Genomic DNA, 25,756 nt, shown 5'->3' with positions numbered 1-25,756 from the left:
GATGAATCTCCGTGATGCATGCCATCAGAAACATTCGTTGGATTGATCTTAGCGCCAGCGCGAGACTTGAGCCATCCACAAAAGGAGGCAAGACGATGAAAGGTCAAAGAGAGTATGCAAGCGAAGAACAGCTGTCCGGCCATGGCCATATCGTGTCCGATCTGCTGCACAAATTCAGTCGCTGGTATGAGCTGCATCGCGAGCGGGAAATGCTCGCCGGGCTCAGCGACGAAGCGCTGAAGGACATCGGCATCAGCCGCGCCGATGTGGAGCATGAAACCGTGCGGCCGTTCTGGGACGACCCGATGCATAAATGATGAGGCTATCGCTACACAAACCCCTTTCAGGTGAGGTAGGTTGCGAGCAGACATGGAGGAATAAATGCCCGCGACAGTGTCCTTTTCCCTCAAACAGGCGCGACGTCTGGCGCTGGCTGCCCAAGGGTTCAACGGGCGCCAGCCGCCGAACGTCAATGCCAGTCATCTCAACCGACTGATCGAACGGCTGGGTCTGCTGCAAATCGATTCCGTCAATGCCGTGGTGCGCTCGCACTACCTGCCGCTGTTTTCCCGTCTCGGTTGCTATTCATCTGACTTGCTCGACCAGGCTGCCTGGAGTTCGGGCCGGCGGCGCACGCTGTTCGAATACTGGGGCCATGAAGCGTCGCTGTTGCCGTTGTCGATGTACCCGTTGCTGGGCTGGCGCATGCAACGCGCCAAGCGTGGCGAAGACATCTATCAGCAACTGGCAAAGTTTGGTCGCGAACAGCAGGAAACCATCCGCCGCGTGCTGACTGCGGTTGAGGAGCGGGGCGCGCTTGGCGCCGGCAGTCTGTCGACCCGCGAAGACAAGGCCGGGCCATGGTGGGACTGGAGTGCCGAGAAACATGCGCTGGAATGGTTGTTCGCCGCCGGTGAGGTCACAGTGGCGGGGCGACGCGGTTTCGAGCGTTTGTACGATTTGCCCGAGCGGGTGATTCCGGCAGCGATTCTGCAGCAGCCCCAACCGGGTGAGGCCGAGGCGCAACGCAGTTTACTGTTGCATGCGGCGCAAGCGTTGGGCGTTGGTACGGAAAGAGACCTGCGTGATTACTTTCGCCTGAGCCCTGCGGATGCGCGGCCGCGTCTGGCTGAACTGGTTGAGGCGGGGCAATTGCAGATGTGCGAAGTCGCCGACTGGCGGCAGATCGCCTATTGCCTGCCGGAGCCCAAAGTGCCGCGCAAGGTCATTGCCAGTGCGCTGCTGTCGCCGTTCGACTCGCTGATCTGGGAGCGCAGCCGCACCGAGCGCCTGTTTGATTTCCGCTATCGCCTGGAAATCTACACACCGCAGCCCAAGCGCGTGTATGGCTATTACGTGCTGCCGTTTTTGCACAACGAGCGGATCGCCGCGCGGGTTGATCTGCGTGCCGAACGGGCGGCAGGGCAGTTGGCGGTGCATGCGGTGCATGAGGAAGAATCGGGACTGGACGAGGAGGGGATGCTGGCGCTGGCGCTGAATTTGCGGCGGATGGCGGGTTGGCTGGGTTTGGCGCGGGTGCAGTTGAATTGTCAGCGCGAGAGTGCGGGCCGGTTGCGGGGAGCATTGGCGCAGATGGAGGGGGCCTGAGCTGGCGCCTTCGCGAGCAGGCTCGCTCCCACAGGGAAACGCATTGCAAATGTGGGAGCGAGCCTGCTCGCGAAGGGAGGCGACGCGGTCTAACGGCGGACTTGCTTCAGGGTCTCGGCAATCAAAAACGCCAATTCCAGCGACTGATCGGCATTCATCCGTGGATCGCAGTGGGTGTGATAACGGTCGGACAAGCCATCCTCGGTAATCGGTCGGGCGCCGCCGATGCACTCGGTGACATTCTGCCCGGTCATCTCGATATGAATGCCGCCGGCATAACTGCCTTCCGCTTCGTGCACCTGGAAAAACTGCTTCACCTCGCCAAGGATCTGCGCGAAGTCACGGGTCTTGTAGCCGCTGCTGGCCTTGATGGTGTTGCCGTGCATCGGATCGGAGCTCCACAGCACCTGCTTGCCTTCGCGCTGGACCGCGCGGATCAGTGCCGGCAGATGATCGCCGACCTTGTTCGCGCCCATCCGCGCGATCAGGTTCAAGCGGCCCGGATCGTTGTCCGGGTTGAGCACGTCGATCAGGCGGATCAGGTCATCGGGGTTCATGCTCGGGCCGACCTTGACGCCGATCGGGTTGTTCACCCCGCGCAGGAACTCAACGTGCGCGCCGTCGAGCTGGCGGGTGCGGTCGCCGATCCACAGCATGTGCGCCGAGCAATCGTAGTAATCGTTGGTCAGGCTGTCGCGGCGCACGAAGGCTTCTTCGTAGTTCAGCAGCAACGCTTCGTGGGCAGTGAAGAAACTGGTTTCGCGCAGTTGCGGCGAGCTGTCCATGCCGCAGGCGCGCATGAATGCCAGGGTTTCATCGATGCGGTCGGCGAGGTGGCTGTACTTCTCGGCCAGCGCCGAGTTGGCGATGAAATCCAGGTTCCACTTGTGCACTTGGTGCAGGTCGGCAAAACCGCCCTGAGCGAAAGCGCGTAACAGATTCAGAGTCGCTGTGGACTGATGATAGGACTGCAGCAAACGCTCTGGATCCGGCACGCGGCTCTTTTCGTCGAAGCCGATGCCGTTGACGATGTCGCCGCGATAGGCCGGCAGGGTCACGCCGCCGATGGTTTCGTCGTTGGCCGAACGCGGCTTGGCGAACTGACCCGCCATGCGCCCGACCTTGACCACTGGGCAACCGGCAGCGAAGGTCATGACGATCGCCATCTGCAGCAACACTTTGAAGGTGTCGCGAATCTTCGCTGCGGAGAATTCAGCGAAGCTTTCCGCGCAATCGCCGCCCTGCAACAGAAACGCGCGACCCTGGGTAACTTCGGCGAACTGGCGGCGCAGCTCGCGCGCTTCGCCGGCGAACACCAGCGGCGGATAGCTGGCCAGGGTTTGCTCGACCTGGCGCAGGTGCGCGGCGTCGGGGTATTGCGGTTGTTGCTGGATCGGCAGGGCGCGCCAGCTGTCAGGGCTCCACGGTTGGCTCATCACGGTCTCGAAGTTCGTACGCAGGGAAGCGCCATGTTAGCAGCAATTAGTGCGTGACCTGCTCCCGCCCCATCGCCGACAATCGCCGCTTTGCCACGGCGCCACAGCGGTGCCATCGCGTCACCGCGCCCGGTGACCATCAGGAGACGAAATGACTGAGGAGCGCGTCGAGCATCTGCTCGCCGAAGTACAGGATGAGTTCGGCGTGATTCGCGTGCTGGAAGTGGCCGATTACCGCTTTCTCGAGTTCGGCGATGCGATCGAGCAGAGCTGCGTGTTCACTGCCGACCCGAGCTGGCTGGAGTACGACTACACCCGCGCCATGCTGATCGGTGCGCTGTGCCACGAGCAGCCGGAGAGCGCGCTGTTTCTCGGTTTGGGTGCGGGCACACTGACCCAGGCTTGCCTGAAGTTTCTGCCGCTCGAAGACGTCGAGGCCATCGAACTGCGCCCGGACGTGCCGCGCCTGGCCATTGAATACCTCGGTCTGGATGATGATCCGCGTTTGTACATCCGCGTCGGCGATGCGCTGGAATTGCTGCCGACTGCCGAGCCGGCGGATCTGATTTTCGTCGACCTCTATACCGATGTCGGCCCCGGGGTCGGGCATCTGGCCTGGAGTTTTCTCGGCGATTGTCAGAAGCGCCTGAATCCGGGCGGCTGGCTGGTGATCAACCAGTGGGCCACCGACGATGGCAAGCCGCTCGGCGCGGCATTGTTGCGCGGCCTCTATCACCGGCATTACTGGGAATTGCCGGTGAAGGAGGGCAACGTGATTCTGATTATCCCGGCGGATCTCGATCAGGCGCTGGACATGCAGGCGCTGACCCAGCGGGCCGAAGCGCTGGCGCCGCAGTTGGGGTACTCGTTGCAGTCGTTGATCAACGCGATTCGCCCGGCGACCTGAGCCGGTAGTACCGCCCCCTTCGCGAGCAGGCTCGCTCCCACATTTGAAATGCGTTCGACCTGTGGGAGCGAGCCTGCTCGCGAAAAGGCCCTGACAGGCAGCAGATTCTTCACACCCCTTTGAAAATCCCTGGCCGCCGCTCCACCAGCGATCTCACCCCCTCCCGGGCATCTTCAGTGGCGAGCAACTTCTTCACCAGCGCCGGTAACGCTTGCGCCGCCGCTGTCTCACCCTCATAGCGCGCCTGCCGCGCTGACATCAAGGTCGCCTGCACGCCCAGCGGTGCTTGCCGGGCAATCCGTTCGGCCAGCTCGATCGCGCGGGGCAGCAAGTCTTCACTGGCCATCACTTCCTGGACCAAGCCCAGATGCAACGCATCGTGTGCATCAAACTCGTCGCCGGTGAGCAACCAGCGCATCGCATTGCCCCAGCCGGCGATCTGCTGGAAACGCAAAGTCGCCCCGCCAAACGGAAAAATCCCACGTTGCACTTCCATCTGCGCGAAGCGGGTATTGCTCGCGCACAGATTGATGTCCGCCGCCAGCATCAGCTCGATGCCGATAGTCAGGCAGTAACCCTGCGCGGCGACGATTACCGGCTTGCTCACCCGTGGCCCGACGAAAACGCCCCAGGGATCGCACCCGCCTGTCGGAACCTGCCAGCCTTCGGCCAGAGCCGCGCTGGCATTGACCAGATCAAGCCCGGCGGTGAAGTGCTCGCCGTGGCCGAACACCACGGCGACCCGCGCTTCGCGGTCGGCTTCGAACTCGCCGTAGGCCAGGCTCAGGTCGTTGAGCAGGTCGATATCGAAAGCGTTGCGCTTGGCCGCCCGATCGAGGCCGATCAAGTGCACATGACCACGACGTTCTCGGCTGACGCGGCCGGCGCAGGGCTGATTCATGGCTAAATCCTCAAGCGGGAAGGGCGGATGCGCGGCGCTTTGCCGCAGGTCGGTGAACCGTTTAAGCGTCATCGCCCGCAGGGCCGGGCCTTTGCAAAATAGACCGTTGCGCGATTATCCGCAAAACCCCGTTACACGGCGGTGACACACGGATAGGGGCCACAAAAAAAGCTCCCTTTTCGGGCGAAATCCGGTATAGTGCGCGCCGGCCTTTAACCGGGCCGCGTTTAGGTAGCGCATTTCCCGAAGTCAGCTTCGGCTGCACGTCCGCATTGCGGGCTCTTCCTTGACGATTCATCTTCATTCATTCGTTTTCGCAAATCCCCGCCGACAAAGCTGCCAGGGCGACTCTTGAGTCTCAACACGGCATGCGCAGCTTTGGAGCATGGGTCTTTGCGGATGCACTTAGAGGCAGACCCATGACCCAGGAAACCGGCGGATTCGCCGCTTTTAATCTCAACCCGAATATTCTTGCAGCCGTCGCAGCGACTGGCTACGAAGAGCCTTCGGCGATTCAGCAGCAATCGATCCCGATCATCATGGCCGGCCAGGACATGATTGGCCAGGCGCAAACCGGTACCGGTAAAACCGCCGCGTTCGCACTGCCTATCCTGCACCGCATCGATCCTGCCAAGCGCGAACCGCAAGCCCTGATCCTGGCGCCAACCCGAGAGTTGGCGCTGCAAGTAGCAACCGCTTTTGAAACCTACGCCAAGCAAATGCCAGGCGTCACCGTCGTGGCTGTCTACGGCGGCGCGCCGATGGGCCCGCAACTCAAGGCAATCCGTAATGGCGCACAGATTGTTGTCGCTACTCCGGGTCGTCTGTGCGATCACTTGCGTCGCGACGAGAAAGTCCTGTCGACCGTGAACCATCTGGTTCTCGACGAAGCTGACGAAATGTTGAAGCTGGGCTTCATGGATGACCTGGAAGTCATCTTCAAGGCTCTGCCATCGACCCGCCAGACCGTGCTGTTCTCGGCGACCCTGCCGCAGTCGATCCGCGCCATTGCCGAACGCCATCTGCGCGATCCGCAACACGTCAAGATCCAGACCAAGACCCAGACCGTTACCGCGATCGAACAGGCTCACCTGTTGGTTCACGCTGACCAGAAAACCTCGGCCGTGCTCAGCCTGCTGGAAGTCGAAGACTTCGACGCCCTGATCATGTTCGTGCGCACCAAGCAAGCCACTCTGGACCTGGCCAGCGCCCTCGACGCCAAAGGCTACAAAGCCGCCGCGTTGAACGGTGACATCGCCCAGAACCAGCGTGAGCGCGTCATCGACTCGCTGAAAGATGGCCGTCTGGACATCGTTGTCGCCACCGACGTTGCTGCCCGTGGTCTGGACGTTCCGCGCATCACTCACGTGTTCAACGTTGACATGCCGTACGACCCGGAATCCTACGTGCACCGTATCGGCCGTACCGGCCGTGCCGGTCGCGAAGGTCGCGCCCTGCTGCTGGTGACTCCACGTGAGCGCCGCATGCTGCAAGTGATCGAGCGCGTAACCGGTCAGAAAGTTGCCGAAGTACGCCTGCCAGACGCTCAAGCCGTTCTCGATGCACGCATCAAGAAACTGACCAACAGCCTGTCGCCGCTGGTCGCTGATGCCGAATCGACTCACGGTGAGCTGCTTGATCGCCTGACTGCCGACATCGGTTGCACCCCGCGTGCACTGGCCGCTGCGCTGCTGCGCAAGGCTACCAACGGTCAAGCGCTGAACCTGGCCGCGATCGAGAAGGAACGTCCACTGGTGCCGAACAACGCACCGCGTGGCGACCGTCCTGAGCGTTCCGGTGATCGTCCTGATCGTGGTGACCGCGAGCGTCGCGCGCCAATGCCTTTGGGCGAAGGCCGTGCTCGTTGCCGTACCGCGCTGGGTGCGCGTGACGGTATCGCTGCGAAAAACCTGCTGGGCGCCATCCTCAACGAAGGCGGTCTGGCCCGCGAAGCGATCGGTCGCATCCAGGTGCGTGACAGCTTCAGCCTCGTCGAGCTGCCGGAAGAAGGTCTGGAAAAACTCCTGACCAAACTGAAGGACACTCGCGTGGCCGGTAAGCAGCTCAAGCTGCGTCGCTACCGCGAAGATTGATCCGCCCTTGGGCTGATTGATCGCACATAAAAAATCCCCGACTGGTTCGGGGATTTTTTTTGCCTGCTCTCAAGATCAAAAGATCGCAGCCTTCGGCAGCTCCTACATTTTGGAATGTGTTCCACTGTAGGAGCTGCCGAAGGCTGCGATCTTTTGCTGTTAACCGAAACGATAGATATCCATGCCCAGCGCGCCCATCGTGAAGCCTTGATGAGCAATACTGAAATCGCCGCCAGCACCGCGAGCAAAGTACAGCGGCAACAAATGCTCATCACTGGGGTGACTGCGCACGGCATTCGGCGCCTGCTGGCGATAATCATGCAGCGCCGTTTCATCGTCGGCCGCCAGCTTGTCGATCATCCAGTCACGAAAATCCCGCGCCCACGGTTCAATGCTTTCCGGGCCGGCATGCCAATCCAGCTCCCGGAGGTTGTGGGTGATGCTGCCGGAGCCGATCAACAGAATGCCGTGTTCGCGCAGGCTCGCCAGTGCACGGCCAACTCGCGTCTGCAATGCCGGTCCGCCGCGACTCGGCAACGAAACCTGCACCACCGGAATATCGGCCTGCGGATACATCAACGACAGCGGCACCCAGACACCATGATCGAACGGTCGTTGCGGATCGAGCCGCGCCGGCAGGTCATTGGCGTTCAGCAGTTCAGCCACCTCGGCGGCCAGCTGCGGATTGCCCGGTGCCGGGTACTGCACTTCAAACAGCGCACGGGGGAAACCGCCGAAGTCGTGCCAGGTTTCCGGGTGCGGGTGGCTGCTGACCAGCAGTTCCTGGCTTTCCCAGTGCGCCGAGACGATGACAACGGCTTTGGGGCGCGGCAGTTCGGCGGCCAGTCGCGCCAGTGCCGGGCCGCTGGCACCGGGCTCCAGCGCCAGCATCGGTGAACCGTGGGAGATAAACAGGCTGGGCAACATGGACGGGCTCCTGAGCGCTAAGATGAACCATCTTCAGTCAGATCATCGATCTGAATCCAATATAAGTTTCTGCGGTTTTTCATCGGTTTTTCGGGAGTGATCCATGCAGCCTGAGTTTTGGTACAAGAAATGGGATTCGAACCAGATCGGCTTTCATCAGGCCGAGGCCAACCCGTATTTGCAGCGCTATTGGCCGGAGCTGGCGATTGCACCGTCGGCACGCGTGCTGGTGCCGCTGTGCGGCAAGAGTCTGGACCTGCTCTGGCTTGCCGGGCAGGGTCACCAGGTGATTGGGGTTGAGCTAGCGGAAAAGGCTGTCGAGGAGTTTTTCAGCGAACATCAGTTGCAACCGCAGATCAGCGAGCAGGGCGCATTCAAGGTTTATCGCAGTGTTGCGTTCGAATTGTGGTGCGGTGATTTTTTTGCGCTGACGGCCGAGGACGTCGCAGATTGTACTGCGCTGTATGACCGCGCCGCGCTGATTGCCTTGCCGGACGCAATGCGCCAGCGCTACGCGGCGCATTTGCAGCACTTGCTGGCGCCGGAGATGAAAGGGCTGGTGATTACCCTGGATTACGATCAGACGCAGATCCCGGGACCGCCGTTTGCGGTGAATGATGATGAGGCGCAGTGGCTGCTGGGCCAGGGTTGGCAGCTGGAGAAACTGGAAGAGCGAGATATTCTGGCTGAGAGCCCCAAGTTTCAGCAGGGCGGGGTTAAGTGGTTGGTGGAGCGGGTTTATCGGGTTTCTGCCTGATGGTTTTCTGTTAGCAGATCCGGCGTCTTCGCGAGCAGGCTCGCTCCCACACGGGAATGCGTTTCAAAGGTGGGAGCGAGCCTGCTCGCGAATGGGACTTTGCTGACAACGCATGATCTGAAGATACAAAAAAAGGCCCGCATCACTGCGGGCCTTCTTTTTTATTGCGATCAAATCAACCGCGACGACGCAGTGCGTCAATACGCTCTTCCAGCGGCGGGTGGCTCATGAACATACGGGCGAAGCCCTGTTTGATGCCACCGTTGATGCCGAAGGCGTTCAGGGTGTCGGGCATATGCACCGGCAGGCCCTGTTCGGCGCGCAGACGTTGCAGAGCACCAATCATCGCGCTGGTACCGGCCAGGCGGGCGCCGGCTTCGTCGGCACGGAATTCGCGCTTGCGCGAGAACCACATGACGATTGCGCTGGCGAGGATGCCCAGCACCAGTTCGGCGAAGATGGTCGCCACGTAATAGGCGATGCCCTGGCCTTCTTCGTTCTTGAAGATGACCTTGTCGACGAAGTTGCCGATGATCCGCGCGAAGAACATCACGAAGGTGTTCACCACGCCCTGGATCAGAGCCAGCGTGACCATGTCGCCGTTGGCGACGTGACCGATTTCGTGGGCCAGTACGGCTTTCACTTCATCGGGCGAGAATCGCTCGAGCAGGCCCTGGCTGACCGCGACCAGCGCGTCGTTCTTGTTCCAGCCGGTAGCGAAAGCATTCGCTTCGTAGGCCGGGAAAATCCCGACTTCAGGCATCTTGATCCCGGCTTCGCGGGACAATTGCTCGACCGTTTGCAGCAGCCATTGCTCATGACGAGTGCGTGGCTGGCTGATGATTTGCGTACCGGTGCTCATCTTCGCCATCCACTTGGAGATGAACAGCGAGAACAGCGAGCCGGCGAAACCAAAGACCGCACAGAAGACCAGCAGCTGACTGAGGTCGAGGTCGACCCCGTTGGCCGCCATGAACCCGTTGAAGCCGAACAGGCTCAGGGTGATGCTGGCTATCAGCACGACCGCCAGGTTAGTGGCCAAAAACAGCAGGATGCGCATCATGGTTGTAGAACTCTCCTCAAGCTAAAGATGTAGCGTACTGCGGGGTATATAAGGTGCGGCACCGGGCTATTCAACCGAGTGACTATTTCAAACTGTGTCCTACAGCGGTTTCTTGAGGAAAAAGAAAATTCCCACCCTCGATTCCGACACGGATGACACAGCCTTTCGCCCCGCCGCCATTAGGTCAGACACGTCTGTACGGCTCGCATCGCAAGTGTAGAAGGGCTGCAAAGGCGCGGAACAAAGATGTGTTGCTGAATCAGACAGTGCGCAACAGTCAATCCGTTGCGCACTGCTGGCCATTACTGGCGGTAGGACTTGAGGAAGTTGCCGATGCGGCCGATGGCCATTTCCAGATCATCGACGCGGGGCAGGGTGACCACGCGGAAGTGATCCGGCCACGGCCAGTTGAATGCCGTGCCCTGCACCACCAGCAGCTTCTCGGAAAGCAGCAGATCAAGCACGAACTTCTCGTCGTTGTGGATCGGGCAGACCTTCGGGTCGATTTTCGGGAACGCGTACAACGCGCCCATCGGCTTCACGCAGCTGACGCCGGGAATATCGTTGAGCAACTCCCAAGTGCGATTGCGCTGCTCCAGCAGGCGACCCTGCGGCAGCACCAGATCGTTGATGCTCTGGTAGCCGCCCAGCGCGGTCTGGATTGCGTGCTGGCTCGGCACGTTGGCGCACAGGCGCATGTTGGCCAGCATGTCGATGCCTTCGATGTAGCTCTGCGCGTTGTGTTTCGGCCCGGAGATGGCGATCCAGCCGGAGCGGAAACCGGCCACGCGGTAGGATTTCGACAGGCCGTTGAACGTCAGGCAGAGCAGATCCGGCGCCAGCGAGGCAGTGCAGATATGCACGGCGTCGTCATAAAGAATCTTGTCGTAGATCTCGTCCGAGAACACCACCAGGTTGTGCGCGCGGGCGATTTCCAGCATGCCCAGCAACACTTCCTTCGAGTACACCGCACCGGTCGGGTTGTTCGGGTTGATGATCACCATGGCCTTGGTGTTCGGGGTGATCTTGGCCTTGATGTCGGCCAGATCCGGAAACCAGTCGGCGCCTTCGTCGCACAGATAATGCACGGCGTTACCGCCAGCGAGGCTGACGGCAGCGGTCCACAGCGGATAGTCCGGGGCTGGCACCAGCACTTCGTCGCCATTATTGAGCAGCGCCTGCAGCGACATCACGATCAGCTCGGAAACGCCGTTGCCCAAGTAGATGTCTTCGATGCCGACACCTTCAACCTGCTTCTGCTGGTAGTACTGCATCACCGCCTTGCGCGCGCTGAACAGGCCTTTGGAGTCGCTGTAACCTTGCGCGGTCGGCAGGTTGCGGATCACGTCCTGGAGGATTTCGTCCGGCGCTTCGAAACCAAACGGCGCCGGGTTGCCGATGTTCAGCTTGAGGATGCGCTGGCCTTCCTCTTCCAGTCGTTTGGCGTGCTTGAGCACCGGGCCGCGAATGTCATAGCAGACGTTGGCGAGCTTGTTCGATTTGCTGAACTGCATGGCGATGTGATCCCGAAAATGAACGATCCAGGCGGCAAATGGACAACCGTACTGGGATTGCTGCGTCTTCGCACAGGCGGAGGTCTGGCGCTTTAGCGCTCAGAATCCGTTTGAATGCGCCCGGTCTGGCTGCCAGACTGGCGCGTGACGAGGCGCAATCATACGTGCCGCCCGATCCGTGGAAAAGGTACAGATCGGGCTTTTTCAGCCGCTGAGGTGTGATGATGGAAAAGTTGCAGAAAACCCTGGAAGAATGGCGTGCCATGCTCGACCCCGAGCAGTACAACGTCTGCCGTCTGAGTGCCACCGAGCGTCCGTTTTCGGGCAAATACAACAACACCAAAACCGACGGTGTCTACCACTGTGTCTGCTGCAACGAGCCGCTGTTCGACTCCAAGACCAAATTCGACTCCGGCTGCGGCTGGCCGAGCTTTTACGCGCCGATCGGCGATAGCGCGATGACTGAGATCCGCGACACCAGCCACGGCATGATCCGCACCGAAGTGAAATGCGCGCGCTGTGATGCGCACTTGGGCCACGTGTTCCCGGATGGCCCACCACCGACCGGCCTGCGTTATTGCATCAACTCGGTGTGCCTGAATCTCGAGCCCCGGGAATAACCGAAACAGGCGACATCGCGTCGCCTTTTTATCGGTCAATTAGATTGCACACAATTCAATTGCTCGTTATGTTTGCGCCTTCCTGACCATTGCGGAGCCGACCCATGAGCGACAACCTGCTGAATATCCCCTGCACCACCATCAAGGGTGAGCAAAAGACCTTGGCCGATTTCGCCGGCAAAGCAGTGCTGGTGGTCAATACCGCGAGCAAGTGTGGCTTCACTCCGCAATACAAGGGCCTCGAAGAACTCTGGCAGACCTACAAAGACCAGGGGTTGGTGGTATTGGGTTTCCCCTGCAACCAGTTCGGCAAACAGGAGCCGGGCAATGAGGGCGCCATCAGCGAGTTCTGCGAGCTGAATTTCGGCGTCAGCTTCCCGCTGTTCAAGAAGATCGACGTCAACGGCGCCGATGCTCATCCGCTGTTCGTGCAGTTGAAGAAGCGCGCCCCGGGCCTGCTCGGCTCGCAGGGCATCAAGTGGAATTTCACCAAGTTCCTGATCGGCAAGGATGGCCAGTTGGTCAAGCGTTTCGCCCCGACGACCAAGCCGCAGGACCTGAGCGGCGAGATCGAAGCTTTGCTGAAATGAGCCTGGCGGTTGATTCGCTGAAGCTCGACAGCCAGTTGTGCTTCAAGCTGTACGCGGCCTCGCGGGCGGTGATTCGCGCCTACAAGCCGATGCTCGATCAGTTGGGCCTGACCTACCCGCAGTACCTGGCGATGCTGGTGCTGTGGGAATGGCAGGATGCTGCGCCGGAGCAACCGACGGTCAAGGCCTTGGGCGAACGCTTGGCCCTGGACTCGGGGACGTTGACGCCTTTGCTCAAACGTCTGGAGCAGAGCGATCTGGTCCAGCGTCGGCGCTCGGCGCGGGATGAACGCGAGATGCACCTGAGCCTGACGCCTGCCGGAACAGCACTGCGCGAGCAGGTCGGGCCACTCAAGGCGCGCCTGCTGTGCGACAGTGGCGTAGATCTCGACCGGCTCAATGATTTGCGCGCCGGCCTCGATCATTTGCTCGGGCAGATCAAAGGGCTTTCGTAGTCGGCATCCACTGATCGAGCAACGCGGCGAGTTCTTCGCGGCGAAACGGTTTGGCCAGATAGTCGCTCATGCCGGCCGCGCGGCAACGTTCGCGTTCCTCGGACATGGCATTGGCGGTCAGCGCGACAATCGGCAGATTCGGCCAGCGCCCGCTCTGGCGAATCTGCCGACTGGCTTCATAGCCATCCATCACCGGCATGTTGCAGTCCATCAGCACCAGATCGAAATCGGCAAACTCCAGTTGATCCAGCGCCTCGGCACCATGGCCCGCCACCACTACATCGCAGCCAAGCTTGCCGAGCATGCCTTTGGCGACCAGTTGATTGACCGGGTTGTCCTCGACCAGCAGCACCTTGCCCCGGCGCGCGGACGGCAAGGCATCCGCTTGTGCTTCGTTGAGGGTGGCGGCGTCCGGTTGCAGAATCCGTCGCAGATGCTGGTACAGCGCGTTGCGCGCCAGCGGCCGGGCTTGCTGCTGCAAGGGGGCGAGGGCGGCGGCTTCTTCGCTGGGCAGAAAACTGCCGTAAGCAGTCACCAGCAGAATCGGCGCGGTGATGCTAGGGCGCAGACCGAACAGGCATTCCGGGCAATCGGTGATCAGCACATCCGGACTCAGGCCCAGCAGCGAATCATCAATAGTGCGCTGCGTGTATTCCAGGCCCCACACCGGCAACAGGCTTTTCAGCAATTCCGCCAGACCACTGCTGGCAGCGGTGATGGCGAGAACCTTGCCGCGTAACGGTATCGGCGGCAGCGCGCGGGTGTGAGAGGGCAGTGGCAGTTCGGCGCAGAACTGGCTGCCGAAGCCGCTTTCGGAACTGATGGTCAGCCGACCCTGCATCGCTTCGCACAGGTTGTACGTCAGCGCCAGTCCCAGCCCGGTGCCGCCGTACTGACGGGTGATACCGGCGCCGGCCTGGGTGAACGGCTGGAAGATTTTCACCTGCGCTTCCTGGGCGATGCCTATGCCGGTGTCGCAGACTTCGATGCGCACGCCACCCTTGTACGCCGACAGACGCACATCGACCCGACCGAAGCGGGTGAATTTCAGCGCGTTGGACAGCAGGTTGCTGACGATCTGCCGCACCCGGGTCGGGTCGCCCAGCACCAGCGCCGGGAAGTGCGGCTCGATCAGACAGGTCAGCTCGACGCTTGGCGCGGCGTTCTGCGAGAGCAGGTTGGCGGTGTCTTCGATCAGCGAGCCGAGGTCGAACGGGATGTTTTCCAGCTCCAGTTGCCCGGCGTCGAATTTCGACAGGTCGAGAATATCGTTGAGCAGTTCCACCAGCACCTTGCCCGAGTCGTGGGCGATCGACAGTTGTTGCTGCTGCTCGGCGTTGAGCGGGCCGTCCAGTGACAGCGCGATCATCCCCAGCAGACCGTTGAGTGGTGTACGGATTTCATGGCTCATGTTGGCCAGAAACGCCGAACGCGCTTCGGCCATGTCCAGTGCAGTACGGCGTGCCACTTCCAGTTCTTCGTTGGACTGGCTGAGGCGGGCGTTGATTGCCTTGAGTTCGGCGGTGCGCGCCGAGACGATGTCTTCCAGTTGCGCGAGGTATTCGGTCAGGCGATTTTCCGCGGTGCGCCGTTGCTGGATTTCGGTGGCGATGTTCTCGAACTGCTGATTGGCGACCTTGACCAGCACGCCGATTTCATCGTTGCCGTGGCCGGCCGGGCACTCGAGCGTGGTCGGCTCGGCGCTGCGCGGGTCGCGACCGCTGAGCTCACGGATGACCCGCACCAACGGCTTGGTCAGCATCACGTAGAACAGCGCCAGGAGGATCCCGGTCAGCAGCAGGCTGCGGGCAAAACCGTTGAGCAGGGTGACTTCCGCGCGGCGCAGGAAGCGGCTGCCGAAGGCATAAGTGTCGACTTCAAGCTTGAGGACGCCGAGGGATTCGTTGGGCAAGTGGTCGAGGTACAGACGATCTTCGAAATGACGCTTGGCGCCGAACAGGAAGTCGCTGATCAGCCGATAGCTGCTCTGCAGTTCCGGGCGTTTGACGCTGGCCAGCACGGTCTCGTTGTTGTCGATCAGTTGCGCGGCGATGATCGCCGGCGAGCGCAGCAGGCCGAGGGTGAGCTCCTGCGCGAGCTCGGCGTCGATGTTATAGGCGATGCGCGAGGCCGGATTGTGGCTGATTTCCAGCAGCGCGAGGATTTCACGGTTGATGGAAGCGTCTTCGCTGGCATAATCGATGCCGATCTGCAGCAGACTGAGCAGGGTGCCCAGAATGAACCCGACCAGCACGGTAAGCCTGGCTTGCTTGTAAGACAGCCGGTGGGTGAATTTGATATCCATGGGTTGTTGAACCACTTCCGTTTCCCTTCGCTGCTCAAGCATAGTCGATCATGCAGGGATACCGAGGTTCCCGAATCGCCTTGTAACAAGGCTTGCTGAGGCGATTTTATCTGTGTGTCGTCGCTGGATCGTCATCATCACTGTGAAAGTGCCCGAGGAGAAGACGTGGATTCCCGATTGAATGCTTTTCTTGAACGCGCCGAGTCGGTTCTGGCGCGAATCGAACCACTGTTGCCGGCACCGCGCCCCGTCATTGACTGGAACACATGCCTGGCAGCGCGCTGGCAGCGTGACGGTCGCAGCGGTTACCTGTTGCCGCTGGAAGTCAGCCTCGACATGCGTCTGTCCGACCTGATCGGCGTCGACCGGCAGTTGGAGCAGTTGGGGCGCAACACACAACAATTTCTTGATGGCATGCCGGCCAACCACGCCTTGCTCTGGGGTTCACGCGGTACCGGCAAGTCTTCGCTGGTGCGTGCGTTGCTGGCCGAGCACGCCGGTGCCGGCCTGCGTCTGATCGAGATCGAACGCGATCACTTGGCTGACCTGCCACGCGTGGTCGAGCAAGTCGCCAAATTGCCGCAACGATTCGTGCTGTTCTGCGATGACCTGTCGTTCGAATCCGGCGAAGGCGACTACCGCGTGCTGAAAAGCGTGCTCGACGGTTCGCTCGAGCAGGCCCCCGACAATGTCTTGTTGTACGCCACTTCCAACCGCCGCCACCTGGTGCCGGAAAAGGAAAGCGACAACGAAAACTGGAAGCGCGTCGACGGCGAACTGCACCCGAGCGAAGCGGTGGAAGACAAGATCGCCCTGTCCGACCGTTTCGGCCTGTGGCTGTCGTTCTACCCGTTTACCCAAGAACATTTTCTCGACGTCGTCGAGCACTGGATCGGCCAGTTGGCCGCCAAGGCCGGCCTGAGCTGGCAGCGCGACGAAGCACTGGACATCCTCGCCGTGCGCTGGGCCACCGGCCGCGGTAATCGCAACGGACGTTGCGCGTATCAATTCGCCCGCTACTGGGTGGGACTGAAATTGCTGGAGCACAAGGCATGATTGATTTGCAACAAAGCGGCCAGGGCCTCGAAGGCTACGGTATGTTGGCCGCACAACTGGAATCGCTACTGGCGGACGAACGCGACTTCATCGCCAATGCCGCGCAGTTTTCCGCATTCCTGTTCAACCAGCTCGATGATCTGAACTGGGCCGGTTTCTACCTCAATCGCAACGAAGAGCTGGTACTCGGCCCGTTTCAGGGCCAGATCGCTTGCGTGCGCATCCCGTTCGGGCGCGGTGTTTGCGGCGCTGCTGCTGCCAGCCTGCAAACCCAGCGCGTCGAGGATGTGCATGCTTTCCCCGGTCACATCGCCTGCGACAGCGCGTCCAACAGCGAACTGGTAGTGCCCTTGGTCAAGGACGGTCGCCTGATCGGCGTGCTCGACCTCGACAGCCCGAAGCTGGCGCGTTTCGGCGCCGAAGATCAGGCCGGCATCGAACAACTGGCGGCGATTTTCCTGCGCCTGACCGACTGCTGATCAACCGCCGAGGCCAGCCTTGTGCAACAGGCTGGCCGTATCCACGCTGTCGATTTGCGCGGGATCAAGAAACCGCGTCGCGTACTGCATGTACACACCCTCATTGATGAACAGGCCGAACAGCGGCGCATCGATGTGCGCTTCACGGCACATGGTCGCCATGATCCCCAGCGCCTCGCTCAACGACTTGGCTTTCTTGTAAGGGCGATCGGCGGCGGTCAGCGCTTCGAAAATATCGGCAATCGCCATCATCCTCGCCGGCAGGCTCATCTCCTCGCGTTTCAGCCGTTTCGGATACCCGGTGCCGTCCATTTTTTCATGATGACCGCCGGCGATCTCGGCAATGCTGTCCAGGTGGCCGGGGAAGGGCAGGTGGCTGAGCATCATGATCGTCTGCACCATGTGATGGTTGATGATGTAGCGCTCTTCGCGAGTCAGCGTGCCGCGGCCGATCTTCAGGTTGTACAACTCGCCGCGGTTGTACTTGTGCGCGGGCACATCGAGTTTGAAGCCCCAGGGGTTGTCCTCGGGGATCAGTTCGCTCTTGTCGCGTTCGATCAGATGCTCGGGTTTGTCGGCCAGCAGACTTTCACTGACGGGCAGCAGCGGCGCAGGGGTTTTCGCCTGGCGGCGGTTTTCTTCCCAGGACACACCGACGCGATCATCAAGTGTGCGCAGCCATCTGCGTTGCGCCACTCGCTCGAGGCGTTGCAGATCAGCCTCGGCCATGGCCTCGCCACCGAGATTGCAGCGGGCGACAAAGGCGAAGTCGTCGTCGAGCATCAGCAACTCACTATCACGGGCGCGGGCCAGCGCCGCTTCGTCTGCACCGCTTGCCAGGGTCTGCCAGTAGTTGATCCACACGTCACGCTTGAGCACTTCGAAGCGGGTGCGGATTTCATGGATGCGGTCGTTGATGGTCTCGAGCTTGGTGGCTTTGTCGACCACGTATTCCGGCGTCGTGACCTTGCCGCAATCGTGCAGCCACGCGGCGATGTGCAACGCCTCCCATTCATCCTCGCTCGGTTGGTAAGCGCTGAACGCCGGGTCCTGGCTTGCCGCAGCAGCCTGGGCGAGCATCAACGTCAGTTCCGGCACCCGCTGGCAATGGCCGCCGGTGTAGGGGCTCTTGGCGTCGATCGCGCTGGCCAGCAGTTGGATGAAGGCGTCGAGCAGTTGTTTTTGCCGCGCTTGCAGACGCTGACTTTCGATGCTCACCGCCGCCGCGCCGGACACCGCCTGCAAGAAGGCAATTCGGTCAGGCCGCAGCTTTTCCAGATCACTCGGCTCACCACTGTCATTGACCAGCAGAATCAGCAGGCCGATGGTTTCATCGTGCTGGTTGTGCAGGCGGATGCCGATCAGGTGAATGCGCGGTGATTCCATGGCCAGGAGGATTTTCTGCAAGTCGCCGGCCTGATCGAAGCCCAGATGGCTGACGGTATTGTTGGCGCTGGCCAGTTGCTCGAACCACGCCGGCCCGGTGTTTTTATGCAGCTCTCGTCCCTGAATGTCGAACGCCTCCAGCTTCTGCGGCACGCCATCAATCACCAGTCCATAGGGTTCCATGCGCGCGCCGTCGGCTTCGCGCAGGTAGATCAGACCGGCCTGCGCCTGAGCAATCTGTACGGTTTCGAACAGCACACGTTCGAGCAGCGGGGCAAAACGGGTTTCGGCGCACAGGCTGTCGGTGATGCGGAAGAAACTGCCCAGGGTTTCTTTCATCCGCGCCATCGACAGGCTTAATTGATCGACTTCCAGTACGGGCGAGCGGCGCGCCAGCGGAGAACTGAAGTCGAAGCTGCGGATCGCGTCGGCTTCTTTGACCAAGGCATGCAGCGGCTTGACCAGAATCCGCGAAATCACCCAGCCCAATGGCAGGCACAGCAACAGGATGGCCAGGGTGATCAGCGCGCCTTGCCAGCGCATCCGGAACGCATCCACCAGTAATTCGTCTTCCGGCACCAGTAGCGCCAGTTGCAGACCTTTCGGCCCGCCTTCCTCGATGCCGGTGCGTGCGACGATCCATTGCCGGTCGTTTACTTGCAGACGCTTGCCGATAGTGTCGGAGCTGAGCAGCGCGTTCAGCTCAGGGCTGAGATCGGCCGCTCTGGCCAGCCGCGCAGTGCGGTCATCGACGATCAGGCGATGGCTGTCGGGGTAAGCCACGGCGTTGCCGTCGGTGTCGTACAGCGCGATCTCTGTCGAAGGCGTGACCTGGTGCTTGCCCAGGGCGGTCGACAGCGAAGCGAGGGTCAGGTCGGCGCCGATCACCGCGTTCTCGCCGCTGCGCCGGGCCAGCGTGGTGCCGACATTGTGGGTCGAGAAAAATACATAGGGCTCGGTGGTGATTTGCCCGGCCTGTTGCAGGGCGTCGCTGAACCAGGTCCGGCTGCGCGGATCGTACGGCTCTTGGGGATGCTCGCGGCGGTTGATCGGTGTCAGGGCCTGATCAAAGAACAATGATTGCGAGCGTATGGCGCCTTGTGGAGCATGCTCGATGCTCCAGACTTGATAGGCCGCCGCTTCCGGCGCCTGAAGCTGTGCCTTCAGAGCCGGAGTACGCAGCGCGCGCACCATGAAGAAATCGCCATTGGCGTAACCCAGATACAGCGACGCCAGCGCCGGGTTGTCGGTGAGCGACTGGCTGAAGGGTTTGAGCAAGGGCAGGCGTTGTTCCAGATCACTAGCCTGGGCTGCCGGGGTATCCGCCAGCAGGCTCAACAGGTTGCGGATCGGCTGATAGGTTGCCTGCAGATCGAGGCGTACATCCTGCTCGATGCGGTCAAACAGCTTTTCGCTGCTCGACAGGATGATCTGCGTGGTCTGGTGGTAATTGAACAGGCCCAGCACCACGCCGGTGAGCAATAAAAGAAAGGTGAACATGACGCTGATGTGCACGTGCAGCGGCAACCGGCGTTGCTTGGGGCGCAGTGGGCTGTGCATTGCAGGCTCTCCATGAATGTTTAACTCACTGCTCAGCGTCCAAGCATAGTTAAGACTCGCTCACTGCGCCTTGATCGGCCAGGGACAATTGCTGCTGCAGGGCCTGCGCCAGTTCGAGCATCGCCTGGCTGGTTGCCGCCCAGCGACGGGCAATCTCCTGTGACGCGAGCGCTCGCTGGCAGGCGTCCTCGAGCTCATCGCAGCATTCGATCAACCGCGAGGCCTGCGCGATGCGGGCTGCGCCCTTGATCTTGTGCGCAACCACTGCCAGCGCTTCGCGATCATCCTCGGGCGACAGCCTCAGCAGTTCTTCGCGGTCGAGACGGCTGCTCTTGAGCAGTTCCACCAGCATGCGCCGGGTTTGCCCGGGGTTGTTGCCGGTCAGCAGGCTCAGACTTTGCAGGTCGAAGACCGAGGCCGGTGATGCCGGCGTGATGCCGTCGATCCATTGTCCGAGCAAGGTCAGACTCAACGGTTTGAACAGGCAGTCGTCCATGCCGGCGAGCTTGCAGCGCTGGACTTCTTCGGGCTGGGCATTGGCGGTGAAACCCAGCACGGTGCACGGCGGGCGGTGGTTTTGCAGTTCAAGCTGACGAATCCCACGGGTCATGTCATAGCCGTTCATCAAGGGCATGTTGCAGTCGACGATCACCAGATCGAAATGATCGGCCTTCCACCGCTCGAGGCCGCTGCAGCCATCTTCGGCAATGCTGAAGCGATGACCGAGAAACTCCAGTTGCTGACACATGAGCAAACGGTTGGCCGGATGGTCGTCGACAACCAGGACATGTAACGGCGTTGTCGCAGGCTTGATCAACGGTTCGCTTTTCGGCGGATTCGCCTTCGCCGGCAGGCTGTCCAGCGGCAGCGATATGCAAACCTGAGTGCCGATGCCGGGCTGGCTGCTCAACTGCAGTTGTCCGCCCATCATTTCGCACAGGTTGCGACTGATGACCAGCCCGAGTCCGGCGCCGTTTTTTGCCTGCCTACTGCCGTTATCCGCCTGCGAGAAAGGTTCGAACAAGCGCTGTTGATCTTCGGCGCTGATGCCTGAGCCGCTGTCCTGCACGGTCAGCTGCATCAATGTTCGCCCAGCAGCGTCTGCCGGGATCAGGTCGAGGGTGATCCGCACGTGGCCGCTTTCGGTGAACTTGATGGCATTGCTGACCAGGTTGGACAGCACTTGCTTGAAGCGCAGCGGATCCAGGTGCACATCCACAGCCGGGTTCGGCGGGTTGAAGACGACTTGCAAGGCAAGGTTTTTCTGCCGCGCTAGGCCGTCGAAGATGCGCGCAACGGAGGTCACCGTGTCGACCAGATTGATCCACTCCGGGGACAGGCTCAGGCGCCCGGATTCGATACGGGCAATGTCGAGAATATCGCCGATCAGCCCGAGCAGATCCTTGGCCGAATGGTAGGCCGTGTCGATCGAAGCGCGATCGGGGTGTTGCGGATCGATGCGTCGCAGGGTCAGTTCGAGCATGCCGATCACGGCGTTCATCGGTGTACGGATCTCGTGGCTCATAGTTGCCAGGAAGGTACTTTTGGCCCGGTTCGCCTCGTCTGCCTGTTCTTTGGCCGCACGCAGTTTTTCAAACAATTGGCGGCGTTCACTGATATCGATCCAGCCGCCAATGATGCCCTGAACGGCACCGCTGGAGTCGCGGTAGGGAAGTATCCAGTGGTAAATCGTCAGGCGGCGGCTGCCGATGTGCAGAGGCCGGTCGAGTATCAAGGGAATGCCTTCGGCAATGACTCTCTGGTAATCGGCCTGGAACGCCTCGGCCTCGAACGCATTGCTCAGAGTGCCTTGCACGACGCCTTTGCCGATGATGTCCTCGCGTCTGGCGTTGAACGCTTCGAGATAACTGTCGTTGCAACTTTGCAGCAGACCCTGGCGATCTCGCACGTAGATCGGGTGTGGTGTGCCGTTGACCAGCGAGCGCATGAACTCCAGTTGATCGTTCAGCGCGCGTTCGGCGGCCTGACGTTGCTTGATCTGGTGGCGCATGTAGGCGTTCCAGGTCAGTAACAGCAGCAGGATCAGGCCGGCGGCCGCGACTACTTGATAGAACAGGCGCTGATAGTTTTGCCAGATGTTCTGGGAGGCGGTGGAGTAACCGCGCCAGCGACCGTTGATCACGCCGAGCTCCTCGGGAGCGATGCTCAGCAGCGCCTTGTTGATGATCGAGGCCAGTTCGGTGTTGTCACGGGCGGTCGCCAGCGAGAAGGCTGCCTGACTGGTGCCGATCGTGGTGGTGATTTGCAGTGGCCGATCGAATATGCGCGATGAGATGAAATAGTTGGCGATTACCAGCGAGTTCACCGCGCCGTCGACGTGATTGTCGGCCAGCATCGACACGGCGCTGAAGGTGTCGGGGGTTTCGATCAGTTCGATGCCCGGAAAATTCTCATGCAAGTAGGCGACCAGCGGATTGCCTTGGGCGATCGCCAGACGCTTGCCTTTGAGTTGGGCCAGGTTGGTCGGGCTGTCGGCGCTTTTGCGGGTCAGCAGCACGTAGGAATTTTCCAGATAGGGACGACTGAAACTCAGGTTTTTTTCACGTTCGGCGCTGGGCAGCAGGGCGGCAATCAGATCGGCTTTGTGATTGTCGATCTGCCTGATCATTTCCGCATCGTTACGGCTGCGCTGGATTTCGAAACGCAGGCCGGTACGCAAGCGGATCAGCTCGAGCAGGTCGGCACTGATGCCGCGGAAATTGCCGGCGCTGTCGAAGAAGGTCAACGGTGCGTACGCCTCATTGACCACTACGCTGACGACGGGATGCTGCTTGAGCCAGTTCTCCTCACGATCCGTCAGCTGGAGTTTACTGTCGGTGAGCAGCAGGTCGCTGCCGGCGCTCCAGCGTTTGGCGATGTCATCGCGCTGGCTGCGCGGGATCGCTGCTAGCACGGTGTCGATGATGCCCAGCAACTGCGGATTGCTGCGCCGCACGGCGAAGCTGAAGCCATGGGCTTCCTGCTTGCCGAAGTTGGCCATGCGGACGTTATTGAGATAGCCCTTGTTGATCATGTAATGGGTGGAGAGGGTGTCGCCGAGAAACACATCGGCCTGGTCGAAGGCCACCGCGTTGATTGCGTTCTGATAGGACGGATAGCAGGTGATCAGCGCTTTGGGATACAGCGCCTTGATCTCCGGCAGCGGCAAATAGTGATACACCATGCTCAGGCGCAGGCCGGCGAGGCCTTCGGTTAGCGAGCGGGTTTCATCTTCGCGGGTCACCAGTACCGGCTGATCGACCGCGTAAGGTGTGGAGAGCGCGAGGTTGGCATTGCCTGCTTCGTAGCCGTTGGCTGTGCCAAGCAGGTCGATCTGGCCATCGATCAAGGCGCGAATGGCAGCCTCGCGCGAGGGAAAGCGTTGCACGCGAATCGGCAAACCGGTGGCTTGACCGAGAATCCCTGCGTAATCGGCGGTCAGTCCCTCGTAGTCCTGGCCACTGACGGTCATGTCGAATGGCGGGTAATCAGGTGCGGAGGTACCCAGTTTCAGTTCGCTGCGAGTCTGTAGCCATTGCCGTTGTGACGATTGCAGGACAATCCCGACAGCCTCGGTTGCCGAGCGGCTGAGCAACGCATAGTCGGGTGAGGGGCTTGGCGAGGCGAAGGCATTGGCGCTCAGATACAGAACGGCGCTCAAGGTGATCAGGTAGTCCTTCAGACGGCTGGGCATGTGGGGTCTCACACGAGTGCGTTGCGTTTGGCCATCTCGATAAGTTCTACAAGGGATCTGGCTTTGAGTTTTTGCATCAGACGCTTTTTATAAGTGCTGACGGTCTTGTTGCTCAGAAACATGCCCTTGGCAATTTCCTTGTTGGTGCGTCCTTGTGCAAATAACTGCAATACCATCAGCTCGCGATCATTAACGGATTTGAATAGTTCAAGTTCTGCATATCGAGTGTCATCGCTGCGCACCGGATTAAGTGCCTGACTGGGGAAGTAGTTGTAACCGGAAAGTACCGCTTTGATTGCGCTGACCAATTCGCTCAAGTCTTCCTGCTTGCAGACATATCCCGATGCACCGGATTGCATGCAGCGGATACCGAACAGCGTAGGACACTGCGCCGTCAGAATCAGAATCTTGAAATTGGAACCCATGGTGTTGAAGCGGGCCAGTACTTCGAGGCCGTCCAGCTTGGGGATGCTGATATCGAGAATGACCAGGTCGGGCATGCATTCACGGACCATCTGCATGGCATCGACACCGTTATCGGTCTCACCGACGACCTTGTAGCCTTCATGTTCCAGGAGCATTCGCACGGCGAGGCGGATGACCGGATGATCGTCCACAATAAAAACGGAGTTCATAAATAGAGTCCCATGCAAGCATGAATAAAGCGCGCACCTTAGCTCAGATGCATGAGCACTCGCATGGACTGGTAGTGTCGCGACTACGTTATCGGATTAATCCTACGCGTAATGAAGAAATGGACTACGTTGAAATTAGGGTTGGCGTAAGGAAGCACGAGCGTTCAATTCGCCGAAGATGGAAATTATCCGAGAGCCAATATTGATCTCTAATTATTTACTGGTGTTTAAAGTTGTGTTTAACAAGTGCGGTTCGTTTTGTTTGGTTGCCTGGGTCAGCGCGATCCAGTCTGACCAGTTTAAAGAACGCGTATAACGTTCGTGGCGAAAACTCACCGGGCATCAGCCGGCCAGACCAATGGCCGGCTGATGCGGGACGATCAATGACTTGAGCGGCCGGTCATTTCCAGTGCCATGTCACTGGCGTAACTGTCGGTCATGCCGGCGATGAAATCGATCATGCGCAGAAACGAACGGTGCAGCGAACCTTGAGGGTCCGGCGCATTGTTGCCGAGCAAATCGAGAATACGCCGGCTCTTGAACGACGGCGTGCGGCCGTTGTGCTGCTCCAGCGCGGCACCGCAGAACGAATTGAGCAGAATCTCCAGCGTGGTATACGCGCCGATCTCATGCAGCGTCTTGCGCTTGTCCTGGAAGATCTTCTTGCGCGCGATGTCCTTGGCGTTCAACACGCAGCGCTTTGCCGGCCCGTGCATGTGTTCGACCAGATCGCCGTGCAGTGTGCCGGCGAGCAGGGCATCCTGCTGTTCGACAAATGCTCGCGCTGCCGCGTTGGTCAGGTGCTCGATGGCCTTGCCGCGCAGGATCGCCAGTTTGCGCCGCCGGGAATCCTGCGGGCCGAGCTGGCGATAGGTTTCCGGCAAGTCGTCGCCGACCAGACCGAGCAGCAGTGACTCGACTTCGGCGTATTCGAGCAGCTCCATTTCCAGACCGTCTTCGAGATCGATCAGCGCATAGCAGATGTCATCGGCAGCCTCCATCAAGTACACCAATGGATGGCGTGCCCAGCGCTGGTCTTCGATTTGCGGGAGACCGAGTTTGTGCGCGATCTGTTCGAGCAGCGGCAGTTCGCTTTGGTAGCAGCCGAATTTGTGTTTCTTGTAGCCGAGGGAGTCGGCGTGGCGCGCGGTCCACGGGTACTTCAGATAGGTGCCCAGCGTCGCGTAAGTCAGGCGCGTGCCGCCATCGAACTGGTGATATTCCAGCTGCGTCAGCACGCGAAAGCCTTGAGCATTGCCTTCGAAATTGAGGAAATCACCACGCTCGGCCTCGCTCATGCCGTCCAGCCAGCCACGTCCGGCGGCTTGTTGAAACCAGTGGCGAATCGCGTCTTCGCCGGAATGGCCGAATGGCGGATTGCCGATGTCATGGGCCAGGCAGGCCGACTGCACGACCATGCCGAGGTCGGCCGGGTCGCACCAGTCTGGCAGCGCGCTGCGCAAGGTTTCACCGACACGCATGCCCAGCGAACGGCCGACACAACTGACTTCCAGCGAATGGGTCAGGCGCGTGTGAATGTGATCGTTGCTGGTGACCGGATGCACTTGGGTCTTGCGCCCGAGGCGGCGGAAGGCCCCGGAGAAAATGATGCGGTCATGGTCTTTGTGAAAAGGGCTGCGGCCGAGTTCTTGGGGGCTGTGCAGCGGCTTGCCGAGGCGTTCGCGGTTGAGCAGGGTTGGCCAATCCAAGGCTGAATCTCTCCGTCTGGTGACTGATCGCCCTAGCTTCCCGGTTCGGCTGCGCGCCTGC

The 25,756-nt window shown here is 60.5% G+C and carries 20 protein-coding genes; 10 read left to right on the top strand and 10 right to left on the bottom strand.

Going from position 1 to position 25,756, the window contains the following annotated elements; translation table 11 throughout:
• The first annotated feature begins 95 nt into the window (after nt 1–95).
• Together PSH90_RS18405 and PSH90_RS18400 are read left to right on the top strand one after the other, a co-directional pair.
• On the top strand, nt 96–317 hold the full coding sequence (locus PSH90_RS18405) for a DUF1127 domain-containing protein (RefSeq protein ID WP_024013770.1): 222 nt from the start codon (nt 96–98) through the stop codon (nt 315–317).
• Nucleotides 318–381: 64 nt separating this feature from the next.
• Nucleotides 382–1,608 carry a winged helix-turn-helix domain-containing protein gene (locus PSH90_RS18400; protein ID WP_056788489.1) on the top strand — a complete coding sequence of 409 codons (1,227 nt, stop codon included), beginning with the start codon at nt 382–384 and terminating at the stop codon, nt 1,606–1,608.
• Nucleotides 1,609–1,697: 89 nt separating this feature from the next.
• Here PSH90_RS18400 and PSH90_RS18395 read toward each other — a convergent pair whose 3' ends face one another.
• Nucleotides 1,698–3,044, bottom strand: coding sequence for a class II 3-deoxy-7-phosphoheptulonate synthase (locus tag PSH90_RS18395; protein ID WP_038861070.1), 1,347 nt, complete (start codon nt 3,042–3,044; stop codon nt 1,698–1,700).
• 151 nt (nt 3,045–3,195) lie between these two features.
• Between PSH90_RS18395 and PSH90_RS18390 the strand changes: the two genes are divergently transcribed.
• Nucleotides 3,196–3,951 (top strand): spermidine synthase, encoded by a 756-nt coding sequence (locus PSH90_RS18390; RefSeq protein ID WP_056788491.1) that lies wholly within the window; start codon nt 3,196–3,198, stop codon nt 3,949–3,951.
• 109 nt (nt 3,952–4,060) lie between these two features.
• Here the strand turns inward: PSH90_RS18390 and PSH90_RS18385 are convergent, their stop codons facing one another.
• On the bottom strand, nt 4,061–4,852 hold the full coding sequence (locus PSH90_RS18385; RefSeq protein WP_056788494.1) for a crotonase/enoyl-CoA hydratase family protein: 792 nt from the start codon (nt 4,850–4,852) through the stop codon (nt 4,061–4,063).
• Nucleotides 4,853–5,271: 419 nt separating this feature from the next.
• On the opposite strand from PSH90_RS18385, the gene PSH90_RS18380 reads away from it, so the two are divergent.
• Complete coding sequence (locus tag PSH90_RS18380) at nt 5,272–6,945, top strand: DEAD/DEAH box helicase (protein ID WP_016770859.1); 1,674 nt, start codon at nt 5,272–5,274, stop codon at nt 6,943–6,945.
• A 159-nt stretch (nt 6,946–7,104) separates the two neighbouring features.
• On the opposite strand, the gene PSH90_RS18375 is transcribed toward PSH90_RS18380, so the two are convergent.
• On the bottom strand, nt 7,105–7,872 hold the full coding sequence (locus PSH90_RS18375; protein WP_305381232.1) for a class III extradiol ring-cleavage dioxygenase: 768 nt from the start codon (nt 7,870–7,872) through the stop codon (nt 7,105–7,107).
• A gap of 103 nt (nt 7,873–7,975) precedes the next feature.
• Between PSH90_RS18375 and PSH90_RS18370 the strand changes: the two genes are divergently transcribed.
• Complete coding sequence (locus tag PSH90_RS18370) at nt 7,976–8,629, top strand: thiopurine S-methyltransferase (RefSeq protein ID WP_305381230.1); 654 nt, start codon at nt 7,976–7,978, stop codon at nt 8,627–8,629.
• A 175-nt stretch (nt 8,630–8,804) separates the two neighbouring features.
• On the opposite strand, the gene htpX is transcribed toward PSH90_RS18370, so the two are convergent.
• Nucleotides 8,805–9,692, bottom strand: coding sequence for a protease HtpX (gene htpX / locus PSH90_RS18365; protein ID WP_007908619.1), 888 nt, complete (start codon nt 9,690–9,692; stop codon nt 8,805–8,807).
• Between the two features lie 302 nt (nt 9,693–9,994).
• Nucleotides 9,995–11,206: a pyridoxal phosphate-dependent aminotransferase gene (locus tag PSH90_RS18360; protein ID WP_016770856.1), complete on the bottom strand. Its 1,212-nt coding sequence runs from the start codon at nt 11,204–11,206 to the stop codon at nt 9,995–9,997.
• Between the two features lie 224 nt (nt 11,207–11,430).
• Between PSH90_RS18360 and msrB the strand changes: the two genes are divergently transcribed.
• The 3 genes from msrB to PSH90_RS18345 all read left to right on the top strand — a co-directional run bounded on the left by msrB (nt 11,431) and on the right by PSH90_RS18345 (nt 12,871).
• A complete protein-coding gene (gene msrB / locus PSH90_RS18355; RefSeq protein ID WP_041478500.1) occupies nt 11,431–11,826 on the top strand; it encodes a peptide-methionine (R)-S-oxide reductase MsrB in 396 nt (131 codons plus the stop codon).
• Between the two features lie 104 nt (nt 11,827–11,930).
• Nucleotides 11,931–12,416, top strand: a complete 486-nt coding sequence (locus tag PSH90_RS18350; RefSeq protein ID WP_016770854.1) for a glutathione peroxidase — start codon at nt 11,931–11,933, stop codon at nt 12,414–12,416.
• Nucleotides 12,413–12,871, top strand: coding sequence for a MarR family winged helix-turn-helix transcriptional regulator (locus PSH90_RS18345; protein ID WP_095182197.1), 459 nt, complete (start codon nt 12,413–12,415; stop codon nt 12,869–12,871). The genes PSH90_RS18350 and PSH90_RS18345 overlap by 4 nt, the downstream gene beginning before the upstream one ends.
• Here the strand turns inward: PSH90_RS18345 and PSH90_RS18340 are convergent.
• On the bottom strand, nt 12,855–15,176 hold the full coding sequence (locus tag PSH90_RS18340; protein WP_305381229.1) for a response regulator: 2,322 nt from the start codon (nt 15,174–15,176) through the stop codon (nt 12,855–12,857). The two genes, PSH90_RS18345 and PSH90_RS18340, sit on opposite strands and share 17 nt — an antisense overlap.
• 165 nt (nt 15,177–15,341) lie before the next feature.
• On the opposite strand from PSH90_RS18340, the gene PSH90_RS18335 reads away from it, so the two are divergent.
• Nucleotides 15,342–16,232 (top strand): ATP-binding protein, encoded by an 891-nt coding sequence (locus tag PSH90_RS18335; RefSeq protein ID WP_095182195.1) that lies wholly within the window; start codon nt 15,342–15,344, stop codon nt 16,230–16,232.
• The gene (locus tag PSH90_RS18330; RefSeq protein WP_016770850.1) at nt 16,229–16,711 is read left to right on the top strand and encodes a GAF domain-containing protein; all 483 of its coding nucleotides are present in this window, start codon (nt 16,229–16,231) and stop codon (nt 16,709–16,711) included. The genes PSH90_RS18335 and PSH90_RS18330 overlap by 4 nt, the downstream gene beginning before the upstream one ends.
• Here the strand turns inward: PSH90_RS18330 and PSH90_RS18325 are convergent, their stop codons facing one another.
• From PSH90_RS18325 to PSH90_RS18310, 4 genes are all read right to left on the bottom strand, one after another.
• Nucleotides 16,712–19,657, bottom strand: a complete 2,946-nt coding sequence (locus PSH90_RS18325; RefSeq protein WP_305381228.1) for an HD domain-containing phosphohydrolase — start codon at nt 19,655–19,657, stop codon at nt 16,712–16,714. It lies immediately after the preceding gene.
• 49 nt (nt 19,658–19,706) lie between these two features.
• Nucleotides 19,707–23,351 carry a transporter substrate-binding domain-containing protein gene (locus PSH90_RS18320; protein ID WP_305381227.1) on the bottom strand — a complete coding sequence of 1,215 codons (3,645 nt, stop codon included), beginning with the start codon at nt 23,349–23,351 and terminating at the stop codon, nt 19,707–19,709.
• 8 nt (nt 23,352–23,359) lie between these two features.
• Nucleotides 23,360–23,986 (bottom strand): response regulator transcription factor, encoded by a 627-nt coding sequence (locus PSH90_RS18315; RefSeq protein ID WP_041478434.1) that lies wholly within the window; start codon nt 23,984–23,986, stop codon nt 23,360–23,362.
• Between the two features lie 380 nt (nt 23,987–24,366).
• Nucleotides 24,367–25,695 carry a deoxyguanosinetriphosphate triphosphohydrolase gene (locus PSH90_RS18310; protein WP_252868034.1) on the bottom strand — a complete coding sequence of 443 codons (1,329 nt, stop codon included), beginning with the start codon at nt 25,693–25,695 and terminating at the stop codon, nt 24,367–24,369.
• Nucleotides 25,696–25,756 lie beyond the last annotated feature (61 nt).

Origin of the sequence: Pseudomonas sp. FP1762, assembly GCF_030687105.1 — a bacterium.
In the GTDB taxonomy this organism is placed as follows: Bacteria; Pseudomonadota; Gammaproteobacteria; order Pseudomonadales; family Pseudomonadaceae; genus Aquipseudomonas; species Aquipseudomonas siliginis.
Note: the sequence above shows the minus strand (reverse complement) of the source record. Positions and strands in the feature narration are given on the sequence as shown.

What these genes read in the sequence shown, in the direction of transcription:
- PSH90_RS18405 (WP_024013770.1), top strand. Translation starts at nt 96, where the DNA reads ATGAAAGGTCAAAGAGAGTATGCAAGCGAAGAACAGCTGTCCGGCCAT.
- PSH90_RS18400 (WP_056788489.1), top strand. Translation starts at nt 382, where the DNA reads ATGCCCGCGACAGTGTCCTTTTCCCTCAAACAGGCGCGACGTCTGGCG.
- PSH90_RS18395 (WP_038861070.1), bottom strand. Translation starts at nt 3,044, where the DNA reads ATGAGCCAACCGTGGAGCCCTGACAGCTGGCGCGCCCTGCCGATCCAG.
- PSH90_RS18390 (WP_056788491.1), top strand. Translation starts at nt 3,196, where the DNA reads ATGACTGAGGAGCGCGTCGAGCATCTGCTCGCCGAAGTACAGGATGAG.
- PSH90_RS18385 (WP_056788494.1), bottom strand. Translation starts at nt 4,852, where the DNA reads ATGAATCAGCCCTGCGCCGGCCGCGTCAGCCGAGAACGTCGTGGTCAT.
- PSH90_RS18380 (WP_016770859.1), top strand. Translation starts at nt 5,272, where the DNA reads ATGACCCAGGAAACCGGCGGATTCGCCGCTTTTAATCTCAACCCGAAT.
- PSH90_RS18375 (WP_305381232.1), bottom strand. Translation starts at nt 7,872, where the DNA reads ATGTTGCCCAGCCTGTTTATCTCCCACGGTTCACCGATGCTGGCGCTG.
- PSH90_RS18370 (WP_305381230.1), top strand. Translation starts at nt 7,976, where the DNA reads ATGCAGCCTGAGTTTTGGTACAAGAAATGGGATTCGAACCAGATCGGC.
- htpX (WP_007908619.1), bottom strand. Translation starts at nt 9,692, where the DNA reads ATGATGCGCATCCTGCTGTTTTTGGCCACTAACCTGGCGGTCGTGCTG.
- PSH90_RS18360 (WP_016770856.1), bottom strand. Translation starts at nt 11,206, where the DNA reads ATGCAGTTCAGCAAATCGAACAAGCTCGCCAACGTCTGCTATGACATT.
- msrB (WP_041478500.1), top strand. Translation starts at nt 11,431, where the DNA reads ATGGAAAAGTTGCAGAAAACCCTGGAAGAATGGCGTGCCATGCTCGAC.
- PSH90_RS18350 (WP_016770854.1), top strand. Translation starts at nt 11,931, where the DNA reads ATGAGCGACAACCTGCTGAATATCCCCTGCACCACCATCAAGGGTGAG.
- PSH90_RS18345 (WP_095182197.1), top strand. Translation starts at nt 12,413, where the DNA reads ATGAGCCTGGCGGTTGATTCGCTGAAGCTCGACAGCCAGTTGTGCTTC.
- PSH90_RS18340 (WP_305381229.1), bottom strand. Translation starts at nt 15,176, where the DNA reads ATGGATATCAAATTCACCCACCGGCTGTCTTACAAGCAAGCCAGGCTT.
- PSH90_RS18330 (WP_016770850.1), top strand. Translation starts at nt 16,229, where the DNA reads ATGATTGATTTGCAACAAAGCGGCCAGGGCCTCGAAGGCTACGGTATG.
- PSH90_RS18325 (WP_305381228.1), bottom strand. Translation starts at nt 19,657, where the DNA reads ATGCACAGCCCACTGCGCCCCAAGCAACGCCGGTTGCCGCTGCACGTG.
- PSH90_RS18320 (WP_305381227.1), bottom strand. Translation starts at nt 23,351, where the DNA reads ATGCCCAGCCGTCTGAAGGACTACCTGATCACCTTGAGCGCCGTTCTG.
- PSH90_RS18315 (WP_041478434.1), bottom strand. Translation starts at nt 23,986, where the DNA reads ATGAACTCCGTTTTTATTGTGGACGATCATCCGGTCATCCGCCTCGCC.